Source organism: Paracoccus sp. NSM, assembly GCF_052379855.1.
GTDB lineage: Bacteria > Pseudomonadota > Alphaproteobacteria > Rhodobacterales > Rhodobacteraceae > Paracoccus.
Genome location: NZ_JBQTCG010000002.1, coordinates 333,808 through 347,758, shown reverse-complemented (window position 1 = coordinate 347,758; position 13,951 = coordinate 333,808). Strand labels below are relative to the sequence as shown.

Here is a 13,951-nt window from a genome sequence, read left to right as displayed (position 1 = left end):
TTGCGCGCCGCACGGCCGCGGGCAAGCCTTCAGCCGCGCGGACGGGCGGCCTGACGGCGGCGCGCGATCTCATAGGCGATGGCGCCCAGCACGGTGGCCACGATGATAACCAGCGCCAGCGCGTTCACGGCAGGCGTCAGCCCGGTGCGGACCTTGGTGGCGATGAACACGGTCAGCGGCGTCTCGAAGCCGCGCACGAACAGGGTCGTGTTGTAGTTCTCGATGGATTGCAGCACCGCCAACCCGCCCGAGGCCAGCAGCGCGGGCTTGAGGAAAGGCAGCGTCACGCGCCGGAACACCATCCCGCGCGATGCGCCAAGGCCAAGCGCGGCCTCTTCCTGGGTGCGGTCGAAGCGTTGCAGGCGCGCCATCACCATCAGCATGACGTAGCAGATGATAAAGGTCGATTGCGCCAGAACGATCAGGAACACGCCCCCGCCAACGCCCAGCTGGCGCCAGAGGATCAGCGTGGAAATCCCGATCACCACGCCCGGCGTCAGCAGCGGCGAGACCATCACCGCATAGGCGAAGCTGCGCGCCCGGGCATGAAGCGAGGTCAGCACCAGCGCCGCCGCCGTGCCGACCGGCACGACCACCACCACCACGCAAAGCGCCACCAGAACCGAGGTCCACAGCGATTGCCACATCGCCCGGTCGGCCCACATCGCTGCGAACCAGTCGGTCGTGGTGCCCTGCCACGGGATCACGGTCGGAAAGCGGCTTTCGTTGAAGGCCGCCGCCCCCATGATGATCAGCGGCGCAAAGAGATACAGCGCAAAGACCGCGAGATAGAGGACGAAGAGTCCCCTGAAGATCCGGTCCGCCACGCTCATTTCGCCACATCCGCCAGATTGACGCGCGCGATCCGCAGCGTGATCAGAACAACGGCAAGGCACAGGACCAGCAGCACCAGCGCATAGGCCGCGCCGCGATTCCAGTCTCCGCCCTCGAAGAACCAGTTATAGATGATCTCGGTGAACCATCGGCTGCCGGGCGAACCCAGAAGCGCGGGCGCCACATAGCTGCCCGCCGCCAGCATGAAGGTGAAGACGAAGCCCGTCGCGATCCCCGCCTTGGCATGGGGGATGACCACGCGGGTATGAATGCGCCAGGGCGATGCGCCCAGGTCGCGCGCGGCCTCGACCTGCGCTTTTTCCAGCGATTCTATGGCGTTGTAGATTGGCAGCAGCATGAACAGGATATAGGCATAGACCATCGCCGCCAGCACGCCGCCGTCCCCTTGCCAGCGGATCGGCGCGTCGATCAGGCCGATATTGGTCAGCAACGCGTTCAGCGGCCCGCGATAGGCCAGGATGATGAACCAGGCCAGCGTCCGCAGGACCTCGTTGATGAAGAAGGGGATGATGATCAGCAGCAGCGCGACCGAAAGCTGCCCGGTCGTGGCCCGCTGCGCCATCCAGAAGGCGATGGGGTAGCAGACGAGGAATGTCACCAGCGCGACCAGCGCGCTGGCCCAGATCGTCTTGAGGAAGATCGCGCGATGCGTCGCCTCTCCGGCGAGATAGGTGATGTTCGACAGCGAATAGGTGTCGTCCGGGCCCCCGATCGCCGCGGGCGGCAGGTTCGGGCGCAGGGCGTAGTCGATCATCATCAGGTTCGGCGCCAGAACCATCCCCGCCAGCCAGATCAAGACCAGCGACACAAAGACCGTCGAAAGCCAGGGGCCGAAGCGGCCATAAAGATCACGCATCGCCCAGCACCACCGCATGTTCGGGGGCAAAGCCGAAACGCGTCTCGGCGCCCGGTGCCGGCGCGTCGGCAAGCCGGGTCGAGGGGACAGAGGCCGCCAGCGCCGCGCCATCGGCGAAACGCCCGTGGACCAGGGCAAAGGCGCCCTCGAAATCCACGCGTTCGATCCGTGCATCCAGCGCATTGACCGGATCGCCGGGCATCAGCGCCTCGGGTCGGATATAGATCGTGCCCTGCGCGCCGGTGCGGGCGCCCTGCCCCGCCCGGCCCGTCAGGATGCCAAGCGCCGTGTCGATCCGCGCGCGCCCGTCCTGCACATCCGAGATGCGGCCCGAAATCGCGTTCGTCTCGCCCACGAAACGGGCGACAAAGGCGGTGGCGGGGTTGTCGTAAAGCTCGCGCGGGGTGGCGACCTGCTGCAACAGGCCCGCCGACATCACGGCCACGCGGTCGGACATGGCCAGCGCCTCGGACTGGTCATGCGTGATGTAGATGAAGGTGACGCCGGTGCGCTTTTGCAGCGCGCGCAGCTCGGCCCGCATGTGTTGGCGCAGCTTGAGGTCCAGCGCGGACAGGGGCTCGTCCAGCAGCAGGACGCCCGGCTCGACCGCAAGGGCGCGGGCGATGGCCACGCGCTGGCGCTGGCCGCCCGACAATTCGCCCGGCATCCGGTCGCCGTAACCCTCCAGCGCGATCAGGCGCAGAAGCTCATCGGCCTTGCGGCGGCGTTCCGCCTTGCCGACGCCGCGCGCCTCGAGGCCGAAGGCGATGTTTTCCCAGACACTCATCAGCGGGAACAGCGCCAGCGACTGGAAGATCATCGCGGTCGGGCGCTGGTTGGGGCCAAGGCCCTTCATGTCGCGATCCCCGATCAGAACGCGGCCCTCGGTCGGTTCGATGAAGCCCGCGATCATCCGCAGGATCGTCGTCTTGCCGCAGCCCGAAGGCCCGAGGATCGAGAAGAACTCGCCCTGTTCCACCTTGAAGCTGACATCGCTGACCGCGCGGGTCGTGCCGAAGGTCATGCCGATCTGGGCAAGTTCGACCGAATGGGACATGGGGTCTCCTGCATGTGAAGGGGGCGGCCTGCGCCGCCCCGGTCGTGTCTTGGGTCAGGGATCAGGCCGACAGGAAGCGGTCCTGATATTCGTTGCGCTTGGTGATATACCAGCTTTCCTGAATCGGCCACCACCACAGCTTTTCAAGCGCATCGCCCGGATAGGCGGCGGCAAAGAAGGCCTTGGCCTCGTCCGAGATCAGCTGGTCCGAGCCCACCGCGGTCGAGTTGATCGAGGTCGCGTTGGTATACATCGCGCCCGCTTCCGGCGTCAGGAACCAGTTGATGAAGGCATAGGCCGCATCCAGGTTCTCGGCGCCCGCGGGGATCGACAGGCCCTCCATCCAGGCCAGCGCGCCTTCCTTGGGCGCGATGAAGCCGATGGGCAGCCCTTCGCGGGCAAGACCCGCCGCGCTGCTGTCCCAGGTCTGGCCGATATTGGCGCCGTTGACGCGGAAGGCGGCCTGCGCCTCGTTCTCGTTCGACCAGAACTGGATGATGCTGGACTTGCGGGCGATGGCCTCGGCCAGGATCACGTCGAAGATTTCGGTCTGCGCGTCGGGGTCGGTGAAGGCGTCCAGCAGCGGGCGCGGCAGACGGCCCTCGGCCTCAAGCCAGAGGCCCAGGCCGATCAGCGAGGAATGGCCGCGCACGGTCGCCTGCGCGCCCTCGGCCCACAGATCGCCATAGGACGCGGTGCCGTATTCCAGCGGTTTCTGGTCGCGGTCGAAGGCCAGCGCCTCGGTGCCCCAGTCGGTCGGCACCTGATAGCGCGAGCCATCCACCACGGCGCCCAGATTGACCGAGTTTTCCCAGGCGCTCGGCAGGACGCGGTCCACCTCGATGCGCGATTCGTCGATGGGCTGGACCAGACCGAATTCGACATAGTTCGGCACGCGGTCCACGGTCGGCCAGATCAGGTCGAACCCGCCGCCATTATTCGCGCGCAGCTGGTTCAGCAGCTCGTCATTCGTGCCATAGGGGGTGTAGTTCGTGGTAATCCCGGTGGCCTCGGTGAAGGCGCCAAGGATTTCGTCATTCAGATAGCCGGCCCAGGCGAAGATATTCACCGTTCCCGCGCCCTGCGCCATGGCGCGCCGCGCCAGATAGGGCGAGGCCAGCGTGACCCCGGCGGTCGCGGCGGCACCGCGCAAAAGGCTGCGACGATTCATGCGATTCATGGAAAGAACCCTCCTGTCTGTGGTCAGTCCCGCTGTCTAGCGCCGCCTCGCGACGATTGCGTGACGGCTGTTCCGCAGCCGGTCAGGCGGGATGCTAGCCCGACAATCCATTTTCGGAAAGCCTGCAATTCGCTGATCTGCCGCGCAAAAGCGAAAGGGCCGCGAAAACGCGGCCCCGGTTGCACAACTGCCCTGACGGCAATCAGCGCGCGGTCTCGCGCAGGATCTCGCCCCCCGGGTCCAGTTCCAGCGTCACCGGCTCGCCATCGGGGTTGGTGGCCTGCAAGGACAGGCGCGGGCCGCGCTGCTGCAAGAGACCAAAGCCGCCATACCCCGCATCCGAAAGGCGCTGGCTGATCGCCACCGTGTCGATCTGGGCGGCCGGGCCGCCCATCGGGTGGCGATGCTCGCCGTGACGGCCATGGTCGCGACCTTCCATGCGGCCCTCCATACGCTCTTTCATGCGGTCATGCATCCGGCCACGGGGGTGGTCGTCATCGTCGTCACCGCGAAAGCGCAGGACCGCGCCCGAGGCGTCCAGCTGCGCACCCATCCGCGCGCCCGAGCCGTCGCGGCCCCGCAGGCCGTAGCGGTCGCCCTCGGCCCGGATGCCGTTGAGGCTGGCGAAGGTGCCGAAAATCTCGGCATTGCGCACGGCGGGGGGCAGGATCTCGTCCACCAGTGCCTGAGGCAGGGCGCCGCGCTCGGTCTGGGCGCCAATCAGCCGGGCGGATGAAGGGTCGAACCGCAGCTTCATCTCGGCGCCATCGGCATCGCGGCCCTCGATCTCCAGATACCGGGAATCGGTCTCGATCTCGGTGACGCGGGCCAGAAGCGCAATGCCAGGATGGGCGCGAACAGGTTCGGGCAGCGCGGCCTCGATCAGGGGGGCAGGCAGGGTGCCGTCATCGGCCTCCAGCTTGACCAGATTGCCCGCCAGGTCAAAGCGCGCCTCGATCTCGGTCCCGTCGGGCAGGCGGCCCTCGTATTCGCGTTCGCCGTCGCGCTTGGTCTCGACGCCGAGGCTGCCCAGATCCAGCCCCTGAAGCAGCGGCGGCAGGTCCTGCGACAGCGCGGGGCCTGCGGCCAGAAGGGCAGCCATCGCGGTGGCCAGGGCAAAGGGTTTCATCGTCATCTCTGTGGTCCTTCGTGCAGTGGCGGGCCGAATCGATCCGGCCCCTGACAAGCCCGGTCTAGCGCCAGGCTGCCGAACGGGATGCCAACGCGCCATTGGGTTTTCGTTTCCCCGCAATCGGCGATGATGGGGCCATGATCCGCGTGATTCTGCCCCTGATGCTGACGGCCATGCTGCTGTTGTCCCTGCCCGCCCAGGCGCAGGCGGTCCCGCCCGACCTCGAAGCGCGGGACAGCGAGGCATGGAACGACCCGGCGGGGGCGGATGTCTGGACCGATGCCTTCCGACCGATGCCCCTGCACGAGGCCGCCGCAAAAGTGACAGTGCGCTACGAGGGTCGGCTGATTGCCGCCCGCACCACCCCGCCGACCCCCGGGGAACGCGACATGGGCGCCGATCTGGTCTATCACTTCCGCCTGCTGACGCCCGGCCGCATGGCGCTGGACATCCGCATGGATGCGCGCGATGGCCGGTTTCTCGACGTGACGGGCCGGGGCCAGATGCAGGCCCGCCGCGCCCCTGCCACCGAACGCCCCTGAGCAAAGGACCAGCCGATGCGCGCCCTGATCGTCGAGGATGACCCGACCCTGTCGGCCCAGCTGGCCGAGGCGATGGCGGGGGCGGGCTTCGTGACCGACCGTGCCGCCGACGGGACCGAGGGCGAGTTTCTGGGCGCGACGGAAAGCTACGACGTGGCGATCCTCGATCTGGGGCTGCCCGGTCTCTCGGGGCTGGAGGTGCTGACCCGCTGGCGCGATCAGGGCATTGCGATGCCGGTCCTGATCCTGACCGCGCGGGGCGACTGGACGGACAAGGTCGCGGGCTTTCGTGCGGGTGCCGACGATTACGCGGTCAAGCCCTTCCGCCTGGACGAGGTCGTCTTGCGCGCCCAGACCCTGATCCGGCGCGCGGCGGGCCATGCCCGGCCGGTGATCCGGGCGGGCGCGCTGGTCCTTGACGCGCAGCTTGGCGTCATCACCCGCGACGGCGTGGCGCTGCGCCTGACGCCCTTCGAGGCGCGGATCCTGACCTATCTGATGCACCACCAGAACCGCATCGTCAGCCGGACCGAATTGTCGGACCACCTCTACGAGGCCGATTCCGACCGCGACTTCAAATCGATCGAGGTCGTGATCGGTCGCCTGCGCCGCAAGATCGGCGATGGCGTGATCGAGACCCGGCGCGGCGAGGGTTATGTGCTGCATTCCGACCCGGCCCGGATGGGGCGTGCATGATCCGCTCGATCCGGGGGCGGCTGCTGGTTCTGGGCGCGGTCTGGCTGACGGCGGCGCTGCTGGCGGCCTTCGTGATGATCGCGCATCTCTTGCGCGATTTCGTCACCGACCGTTTCGACGCCGAGGCCGCCGCCGCAGCCGACGCCCTGACCGCCCGGATCGAGACCGACGCTGCGGGCCGCGTCACCCTGAACGGCACGCCTTGGGACGCGCGTTTCTCGCTGCCGCTCTCGGGCTGGTATTGGCAGGTCGATGCGGGGGGCGTGGCGGTGGCGCGGTCGGCCTCGCTGCTGGACGGGCGGCTGGCCGGCCCCACCGACGAAGCGACCGGCACGCCCGGTCTTGGGGCCGATGGCGCACCGCTGCGCGTGATGCGCCGCAGTTTCGGCATCCCCGATAACGACGCGCCGATCACGATTACCGTGACCGCCCCTGTTTCGGAAATCCGGGCAAGTCTGGCGCAGATCATCCGGCCTCTGGCGCTGGCGCTGGCCGCGCTCTGGCTGGGTCTGGGGATCGCGACGCTGGTGCAGGTGACGGCAGGGCTGCGCAGCCTGGACCGTCTGCGCGACGATCTGACGGGGGTGCGGGCGGGCCGGGCCGACCGGCTGGCCTTGCCCGATGTCAGTGAATTGCGCCCCCTTGCGGCCGAGATCAACGCCGCCCTCGACCAGAATACCGCCCTTCTGGCGCGCTCGCGGCAGCATCTGGGCAATCTGGCCCATTCGCTGAAAACGCCCCTGACCGCCCTGTCGAACGAACTGCCTGAAAATCACCCGGGACAGGCGCTGCTGGCGCGGATGGACCGGCTGATCGGCTGGCACCTGCGCCGGGCGCGTCAGGCCGGGCCGGGCCTTCTGGGACAGCGCAGCCCCGTCGCGCCGGTGATCGACGACATCCTGCTGGTCCTGCGCTGGCCGATGGCCGACAAGGGGATGCGGGCCGAGACCTCCTGCCCCTCTGATCTGGCCTTTGCGGGCGAACGTCAGGACCTTGAGGAGATGATCGGCAATCTGGCCGAGAACGCGGTGAAATGGGGCGCCTCGCGCATCGGCATCCACGCCACCCGGCAGGGCGACCGCCTGCGCCTGCGGATCGAGGATGACGGGCCGGGCATGTCGCCCGACCGCGCGCCCCGCGCGCTTGTCCGGGGCGCGCGGCTGGACGAACAGGGGCCGCCCGGCGCGGGGCTGGGCCTGGCCATCGTGGCCGATCTGGCCGCGCTTCATGGCGGATCGCTGGATCTGGGGCGCAGCGCATGGGGCGGGCTTGCCGCGACACTGGACCTGCCTGCCTGAAATTTCCGCAAACCCGCGCCGCAATAATTTTACCATTTGATAAAAAATCGGACCTGTGTCAGCCTGATTCCATCAACAGGGAAAGCCAGGAGACGCAAATGTCCCAAGCAAGATTGTCGCCCGGCGTCGTGCCGGGGCGGCTGACGCCCGATGCGCTGGCCGCGAATTTCCGCGATGTCGCGCCGCCCTTGGACCGTCACGAGGCGCATGTCGCCGCCGACCGCTGCTATTTCTGCCATGACGCGCCCTGCGTCACGGCCTGCCCGACCTCGATCGACATTCCGCTGTTCATCCGCCAGATCGCGACCGGCACGCCGGATGCGGCGGCGCGGACGATCTTTGACGCGAACATCCTTGGCGGGATGTGCGCCCGCGCCTGCCCGACCGAGAACCTGTGCGAAGGCGCCTGCGTGCGCGAGACCGCCGAGGGCAAGCCCGTCCAGATCGGCGCGCTGCAACGCTATGCGACCGATGGCCTGATGGCCAAGGGCGTGCATCCCTTCACCCGCGCCGCGGCGACGGGCCGCCGCGTGGCCGTCGTCGGCGCGGGCCCCGCGGGCCTTGCCTGCGCGCATCGTCTGGCGATGAAGGGCCATGACGTCGTGATCTTCGAGGCGCGCGAGAAACCGGGCGGGCTGAACGAATACGGCATCGCCAGCTACAAGGCGGTTGATGATTTCGCCCAGTCCGAGGTGGATTGGCTGCTTCAGATCGGCGGGATCGAGATACGCCACGGCCAGCGCCTTGGCGACAGCATCACGCTGGAGGGGCTGCGCGCCGAATATGACGCGGTGTTCCTGGGGATGGGTCTTGGCGGCGTGAACGCCCTGCGCGCCGAGGGCGAGGATCGCCAGCACGTGCTGGACGCGGTCAGCTTCATCCGCGACCTGCGCCAGAGCCGCGACCTGACCGCCCTGCCCGTGGGCCGCGACGTGGTGGTGATCGGCGGCGGCATGACGGCCGTGGACGCCGCCGTGCAGGCCCGCCTGCTGGGGGCCGAGAATGTCACCATCGTCTACCGCCGGGGGCAGGACCGCATGTCGGCCAGCCGCCACGAACAGGATCACGCCACCGCCAGCGGCGTGCGGATCATCTGCAACGCCGCCCCAGTCGCCGTCCACGGCAATGGCGCCGTGGCCGAGATCGAGTTTGCCTACACCGAGGACGGACCCTCGGGTCTGGTCCTGACCGACCAGCATTTCCGGCTGAAGGCCGACCAGGTCTTCCGCGCCATCGGCCAGCGTCTTGACGGCGCTCCCGAAGGCCTGACGCTGGAGGGCGGCAAGATCGCCATCGAGGGTCCGGGCCGGACCTCGATCCCCGGCGTCTGGGCGGGCGGCGATTGCGCGCTTGGCGGTGACGACCTGACCGTGACCGCCGTGGCCGAGGGCCGCGACGCGGCCGAAGACATCGACGCGCGCCTGTCCGGGCGCGCCACCCCTGGCGCAGCGTAAGGAAAGGGCGGACCCATGGCAGATCTGCGCAGCAATTTCATCGGCATCAAGTCACCCAACCCCTTCTGGCTGGCCTCGGCCCCGCCGACCGACAAGGAATACAACGTCCGCCGCGCCTATGAGGCGGGCTGGGGCGGCGTCGTCTGGAAGACGCTCGGCTCTGAAGGGCCGCCGGTCGTCAACGTGAACGGGCCCCGCTACGGCGTGATCCACGGCGCCGACCGGCGCGTTCTGGGCATCAACAACATCGAACTGATCACCGACCGCCCGCTGGAGGTGAACCTGCGCGAGATCAAGTCGGTCAAGCGCGACTATCCCGACCGGGCGCTGATCATTTCGCTGATGGTGCCCTGTGACGAGGACAGCTGGCGCGACATCCTGCACCGGATCGAGGATACCGGCGCCGACGGGGTCGAGCTGAACTTCGGCTGCCCGCACGGCATGGCCGAACGCGGCATGGGCTCGGCCGTGGGCCAGGTGCCCGAATATATCGAGATGGTCACGCGTTGGGTGAAGAAACATTCGCGCATGCCCTGCATCGTGAAGCTGACGCCGAACATCACCGATGTCAGGAAACCCGCCGAGGCCGCGAAACGGGGCGGGGCGGATGCGGTCAGCCTGATCAACACGATCAACTCGATCACCTCTGTCGATCTGGACCTGTTTGCGCCCCAGCCCACCATCGACGGCAAGGGCAGCCATGGCGGCTATTGCGGCCCGGCGGTGAAGCCCATCGCCCTGAACATGGTGGCCGAGATCGCACGCTCTGCCGAAACGCGCGGCCTGCCCATCAGCGGTATCGGCGGCGTGACCACCTGGCGCGACGCGGCCGAGTTCATGGCGCTTGGCGCGGGCAATGTGCAGGTCTGCACGGCGGCGATGACATACGGGTTCAAGATCGTGCAGGAGATGATCTCGGGCCTGTCTGATTATCTGGACGGGCACGGGATGGAATTGTCCGATCTGATCGGCCGCGCCGTCCCGAACGTGCGCGACTGGCAGGATCTGAACCTGAACTACGTCACCAAGGCGGTGATCGACCAGGATGCCTGCATCAGCTGCGGTCGCTGCTATGCCGCCTGCGAGGATACCAGCCACCAGGCGATCGCCATGAAGCCGGGCCGCGTCTTCGAGGTGATCGAGGAGGAATGCGTGGCCTGCAATCTCTGCGTCGATGTCTGCCCGGTCGAGAACTGCATCACCATGCGCGAGCTTGAGATCGGCGAAATCGACAAGCGCACCGGCATCCCGCGCGGCGAATACGCGAACTGGACGAGCCACCCGAACAACCCGATGGCCCGCGCCGCCGAGTGATCTGCGTCCCGCGACCGCCGGGGGGCTTTGCGCCCCCCGGACCCCCCGCAGGATATTTTCATGAAGAAGAAGGCAGCGGCGGGCGACTGGTCTTCTTCTTCATGTAAATATCCGGAATACGACGTCAGAGGGCGTAGATTCGGGTAAATTTCCGCTCGAGATAGGTCAGCAGAGGTTCGGGCGAGACGCTGCAGTCCGAAGCCTGTTCGACCAGCGTCGCGGGCTCCATCAGGCCACCATGGCGCTGCAGGTTTTCACGCAGCCATTCGGTGCCGGGCGTCGCGTCTCCCTGGGCGAGCGCGTCGTCCAGATCGGGAACGGCCTTGCGCAGGGCTTCGTTCAGGCAGCCAGCGTAGACATTGCCGAGCGCGTAGGTCGGGAAGTAGCCGAAGAGCCCCACCGACCAGTGGACATCCTGCAGGACGCCATTGGCCGGGCGGTCCACCGCCGCGCCGAAATCGGCCAGGAAGCGGGCATTCCACGCCTCGGGCAGGTCGCGGACATCGAGGCGACCTGCAATCAGGTCGCGTTCCAGATCGAAGCGCATCATGATGTGCAGGTTGTATTGCACCTCGTCAGCCTCGGTCCGGATGAAGCCGGGGGTGACGCGGTTCACGGTCGCGTAGAAGGCGTCCGCATCGGCGATGTTCAGGCCGTCGAAAGCGTCCGACATGCGATCGAAGAGCCAGCCGGTGAAGGCTCGGCCCCGGCCCATCTGGTTTTCGTAGATACGGCTCTGGCTTTCATGGACGCCCATGGACACGCCCCGCCCAAGTGGCGTGAAGGCGTGGTCGGGGTCGATCCCCAGTTCATAGCTGGAATGGCCGACCTCGTGGATCGTGGAATAGAGGCAGTTGAAGGGATCGGTCTCGACGACCCGCGTGGTGATGCGGCTGTCCTGCCAGCGCCCCGAGCTGAACGGGTGGACGGCCAGGTCGATCCGGCCGCGCGACCAGTCATAGCCGAAGGCCGTGGCGCAGGCGCGGGCAAGGCGCAGCTGGGTTTCCTGCGGGAAGTGCCCGGTCAGGGGCTGCGGCTGGCGGGCCGCGCCCAGCACCGCGTCGCGCAGAGCGACAAGCCGCGGGCGCATCGCGTCGAACAGGCTGGCAATGGCCGCGCCGGTCATGCCGGGTTCGTAATCGTCCAGAAGCGCGTCATAAAGATCGCCGCCATCGGCCAGGCAGGCGGCCTCTTCGCGCTTCAGCATCAGCACGTTGTCCAGCGTCGGCAGGAAATCCTGCGGCGCGTCCTTGGCGCGGGCCTCGGCCCAGATGCCCTGCGCCAGCGAGGTCGTGCGCGCGAGTTCCTCGGCCAGACGCGCCGGGATGCGGCTGGTTCGGCGGAAATCGCGGCCGATCAGCTCCAGCGCGCGGGTCTCGGCCTCGGTGCGGGGGGTGGAGGCCTCCAGCCATTCGCCGATGCGCGGATCGGTGCGGCGTTCGTGCAGCACCGATTCCATCGCCGCCATTTCCTCGGCCCGCTGTTCGACGGCGCCACGCGGCATCACCGTCTCCTGGTCCCAGCCCAGGCGTTCGGCCACAGAGGACAGCGCCTCGGTCTGGCGCTGGAACGCCATCAGATGGTCAAGCGCGCTCATGCCCGTGCCTCGCGGATCGAGGTTTCAAAAGGATAGCGCGCATGGTGGCGCGCCCGCAGGATCGCGGCGAACAGGACGACCGCGCCGAATTGATGCGTCAGCGCCAGATGCAGCGGCGAGGCGTGGATCACGTTCAGGATGCCCAGCCCGATCTGCGCGGCCATCGCGACGATCATCACGCTGAAGGCCCCGCGCGTCACCGGATGGGGCGAGCGGCGCGCCTTGAGCCAGACCACCACCGCGAAGATCGCCAGCAGATAGCCGGTCATGCGATGGATGAACTGCACCAGCGCCGGGTTCTCGAAGAAATTGCGCCAGCCGAGCGTCGCATCCCAGATCGAGGCAGGGATCCATTCGCCGCCCATCGTGGGCCAGCCCGTATACATGCGCCCCGCATCGATCCCCGCGACCAGCGCGCCCAGGATGATCTGCACGAAGGTCAGGTGCAAAAGCCCGGTCGAGATGCCGAAAAGCCGCGCATCGCCCGCGCGGCGGGCGCGCAGCAGCTCGGCCTCGGTCCGCGAGAGTTGCAGCACATACCAGGTGATCAGGCCCAGGATCAGGAAGGCGATGCCCAGATGCGTGGCCAGCCGGTAGGAGGCCACGCGCAGCATCCCCTCGTTCAGGCCGGAACTGACCATCCACCAGCCGATCGCGCCCTGCAGCCCGCCAAGCGCGCCAAGGCCCAGAAGGCGCGGCGTCCAGGCCGTCGGAATGCGCGAGGTCGCCCAGAAGAACAGGAAGCCCAGACCCCAGACCAGCCCGACCACGCGGCCCAGCTGCCGGTGCCCCCATTCCCACCAGTAGATGAACTGGAATTCCGACAGCGACATGCCGCGGTTCAGTTCCTGATATTGCGGGATCTGGCGGTAGAGGTCGAATTCGCGCTGCCAATCAGCGGCGTTCAGGGGCGGAATGGCGCCGGTCACGGGGGCCCAGACAGTGATCGACAGGCCCGAACCCGTGAGCCGCGTGGCGCCGCCGATGACGATCATCGACAGGACCAGAAGGAACAGAACGCAAAGCCATGCACGGATGGCGCGGCGCGCACCGCGCGGGCGGGCGTCGATCATGCCGGTCGTCGTGGCGGGGCGGGAAGCTGCCGGGTCCGAGACTTCCTGAAAGACAGGGCGCTTGGCCATCGCTTGGCTCCTTTCGGGCGGAGGTTACTGGCCGCCGGGTCGGCGGGTCAACTGGCGCAGGATGCCGTGAAGGATGCGCACATCGCCGCGCGTCAGGGCAAGGCGCGACCACATGTTGCGCAGGTTCAACCGCATCGAGGCCGCCTTGGTTTCGGGAAAGAAGAACCCGGCCTCGGTCAGGCGCTCGTCGTAGTGATCGCCCAGACGCTCGATCTCCAGCCGGTCGGCCATTGCCTCGGCATCCTCGCGCCCGGCATGGGGGGCGGGTTCGGGCGGCAGGATCTCGCGGCCGTATTCGTAGCCCATCAGCAGAACGGCCTGCGCCAGGTTGATCGAGGGGAAATCGGGGTTCACCGGCACGGTCACGATGGCGTTGGCGCGCGCGATGTCGTCATTTTCCAGCCCGGTCCGTTCGGGGCCGAAGATGATCGCGCTGCGACCGGCCCTTGCGCGGGTCTCGGCCATCGCATCCTCGGGGTTCAGGACGGGCTTGGTCAGCTCGCGCCCGCGCGCGGTCGTGGCATAGGCATATTCGATGCCCTCCATCGCGGCGGCCAGCGTCGGATAGACCTTGGCCTGATCCAGCACCCGCCCCGCCGCGCCCGAGGCCATGGCGACGGCCTTGGGGTTCGGCCAGCCGTCTCGCGGCTCGACCAGACGCATCTCGGTCAGGCCGAAATTCAGCATCGCGCGGGCGGCCGCGCCGATATTCTCGCCCATCTGGGGGCGGACAAGGATGATGACGGGGTGACGATCAGACTGCATGTCCGCGCAATAGTCCGTCTGGCGGCGGGCGGCAAGCTGCGCTATCTGCGACATAAAGGAGAC

13 protein-coding genes are annotated in these 13,951 nt (G+C 67.8%); 5 read left to right on the top strand and 8 right to left on the bottom strand.

Annotation, left to right across the window (positions count from 1 at the left end):
• Positions 1-29: 29 nt before the first annotated feature.
• From ACTZWU_RS04840 to ACTZWU_RS04820, 5 genes are all read right to left on the bottom strand, one after another.
• Complete coding sequence (locus ACTZWU_RS04840) at positions 30-833, bottom strand: ABC transporter permease (RefSeq protein WP_444736220.1); 804 nt, start codon at positions 831-833, stop codon at positions 30-32.
• Entirely contained in the window at positions 830-1,711 is an 882-nt protein-coding gene (locus tag ACTZWU_RS04835) for an ABC transporter permease (RefSeq protein ID WP_444736219.1), read from the bottom strand. The genes ACTZWU_RS04840 and ACTZWU_RS04835 overlap by 4 nt, the downstream gene beginning before the upstream one ends.
• Positions 1,704-2,768: an ABC transporter ATP-binding protein gene (locus tag ACTZWU_RS04830; protein WP_444736218.1), complete on the bottom strand. Its 1,065-nt coding sequence runs from the start codon at positions 2,766-2,768 to the stop codon at positions 1,704-1,706. The genes ACTZWU_RS04835 and ACTZWU_RS04830 overlap by 8 nt, the downstream gene beginning before the upstream one ends.
• 61 nt (positions 2,769-2,829) lie before the next feature.
• Positions 2,830-3,948, bottom strand: a complete 1,119-nt coding sequence (locus ACTZWU_RS04825) for an extracellular solute-binding protein (RefSeq protein ID WP_444736217.1) — start codon at positions 3,946-3,948, stop codon at positions 2,830-2,832.
• Between the two features lie 202 nt (positions 3,949-4,150).
• Complete coding sequence (locus tag ACTZWU_RS04820; protein ID WP_444736216.1) at positions 4,151-5,083, bottom strand: hypothetical protein; 933 nt, start codon at positions 5,081-5,083, stop codon at positions 4,151-4,153.
• Positions 5,084-5,217: 134 nt separating this feature from the next.
• On the opposite strand from ACTZWU_RS04820, the gene ACTZWU_RS04815 reads away from it, so the two are divergent.
• The 5 genes from ACTZWU_RS04815 to preA all read left to right on the top strand — a co-directional run bounded on the left by ACTZWU_RS04815 (position 5,218) and on the right by preA (position 10,384).
• Complete coding sequence (locus ACTZWU_RS04815; protein ID WP_444736215.1) at positions 5,218-5,622, top strand: PepSY domain-containing protein; 405 nt, start codon at positions 5,218-5,220, stop codon at positions 5,620-5,622.
• Between the two features lie 15 nt (positions 5,623-5,637).
• On the top strand, positions 5,638-6,318 hold the full coding sequence (locus ACTZWU_RS04810) for a response regulator transcription factor (protein WP_444736214.1): 681 nt from the start codon (positions 5,638-5,640) through the stop codon (positions 6,316-6,318).
• A complete protein-coding gene (locus tag ACTZWU_RS04805; protein WP_444736213.1) occupies positions 6,315-7,616 on the top strand; it encodes a sensor histidine kinase in 1,302 nt (433 codons plus the stop codon). Before ACTZWU_RS04810 ends, ACTZWU_RS04805 begins: the two co-directional genes overlap by 4 nt.
• 98 nt (positions 7,617-7,714) lie before the next feature.
• Positions 7,715-9,070: an NAD(P)-dependent oxidoreductase gene (locus tag ACTZWU_RS04800; protein ID WP_444736212.1), complete on the top strand. Its 1,356-nt coding sequence runs from the start codon at positions 7,715-7,717 to the stop codon at positions 9,068-9,070.
• Between the two features lie 15 nt (positions 9,071-9,085).
• A complete protein-coding gene (preA, locus tag ACTZWU_RS04795; RefSeq protein ID WP_444736211.1) occupies positions 9,086-10,384 on the top strand; it encodes an NAD-dependent dihydropyrimidine dehydrogenase subunit PreA in 1,299 nt (432 codons plus the stop codon).
• Between the two features lie 124 nt (positions 10,385-10,508).
• On the opposite strand, the gene ACTZWU_RS04790 is transcribed toward preA, so the two are convergent.
• From ACTZWU_RS04790 to ACTZWU_RS04780, 3 genes are read right to left on the bottom strand one after another with little or no spacing between them, the layout of a single operon-like run.
• A complete protein-coding gene (locus ACTZWU_RS04790; RefSeq protein ID WP_444736210.1) occupies positions 10,509-11,981 on the bottom strand; it encodes a carboxypeptidase M32 in 1,473 nt (490 codons plus the stop codon).
• Positions 11,978-13,123, bottom strand: a complete 1,146-nt coding sequence (gene ctaA / locus ACTZWU_RS04785) for a heme A synthase (protein WP_444736209.1) — start codon at positions 13,121-13,123, stop codon at positions 11,978-11,980. Before ctaA ends, ACTZWU_RS04790 begins: the two co-directional genes overlap by 4 nt.
• 24 nt (positions 13,124-13,147) lie before the next feature.
• Positions 13,148-13,888 carry an RNA methyltransferase gene (locus tag ACTZWU_RS04780; protein ID WP_444736208.1) on the bottom strand — a complete coding sequence of 247 codons (741 nt, stop codon included), beginning with the start codon at positions 13,886-13,888 and terminating at the stop codon, positions 13,148-13,150.
• Between the last annotated feature and the right edge of the window lie 63 nt (positions 13,889-13,951).

Coding starts and splice junctions, on each gene's coding strand:
- ACTZWU_RS04840 (WP_444736220.1), bottom strand. CDS start 833: ATGAGCGTGGCGGACCGGATCTTCAGGGGACTCTTCGTCCTCTATCTC.
- ACTZWU_RS04835 (WP_444736219.1), bottom strand. CDS start 1,711: ATGCGTGATCTTTATGGCCGCTTCGGCCCCTGGCTTTCGACGGTCTTT.
- ACTZWU_RS04830 (WP_444736218.1), bottom strand. CDS start 2,768: ATGTCCCATTCGGTCGAACTTGCCCAGATCGGCATGACCTTCGGCACG.
- ACTZWU_RS04825 (WP_444736217.1), bottom strand. CDS start 3,948: ATGAATCGCATGAATCGTCGCAGCCTTTTGCGCGGTGCCGCCGCGACC.
- ACTZWU_RS04820 (WP_444736216.1), bottom strand. CDS start 5,083: ATGACGATGAAACCCTTTGCCCTGGCCACCGCGATGGCTGCCCTTCTG.
- ACTZWU_RS04815 (WP_444736215.1), top strand. CDS start 5,218: ATGATCCGCGTGATTCTGCCCCTGATGCTGACGGCCATGCTGCTGTTG.
- ACTZWU_RS04810 (WP_444736214.1), top strand. CDS start 5,638: ATGCGCGCCCTGATCGTCGAGGATGACCCGACCCTGTCGGCCCAGCTG.
- ACTZWU_RS04805 (WP_444736213.1), top strand. CDS start 6,315: ATGATCCGCTCGATCCGGGGGCGGCTGCTGGTTCTGGGCGCGGTCTGG.
- ACTZWU_RS04800 (WP_444736212.1), top strand. CDS start 7,715: ATGTCCCAAGCAAGATTGTCGCCCGGCGTCGTGCCGGGGCGGCTGACG.
- preA (WP_444736211.1), top strand. CDS start 9,086: ATGGCAGATCTGCGCAGCAATTTCATCGGCATCAAGTCACCCAACCCC.
- ACTZWU_RS04790 (WP_444736210.1), bottom strand. CDS start 11,981: ATGAGCGCGCTTGACCATCTGATGGCGTTCCAGCGCCAGACCGAGGCG.
- ctaA (WP_444736209.1), bottom strand. CDS start 13,123: ATGGCCAAGCGCCCTGTCTTTCAGGAAGTCTCGGACCCGGCAGCTTCC.
- ACTZWU_RS04780 (WP_444736208.1), bottom strand. CDS start 13,888: ATGCAGTCTGATCGTCACCCCGTCATCATCCTTGTCCGCCCCCAGATG.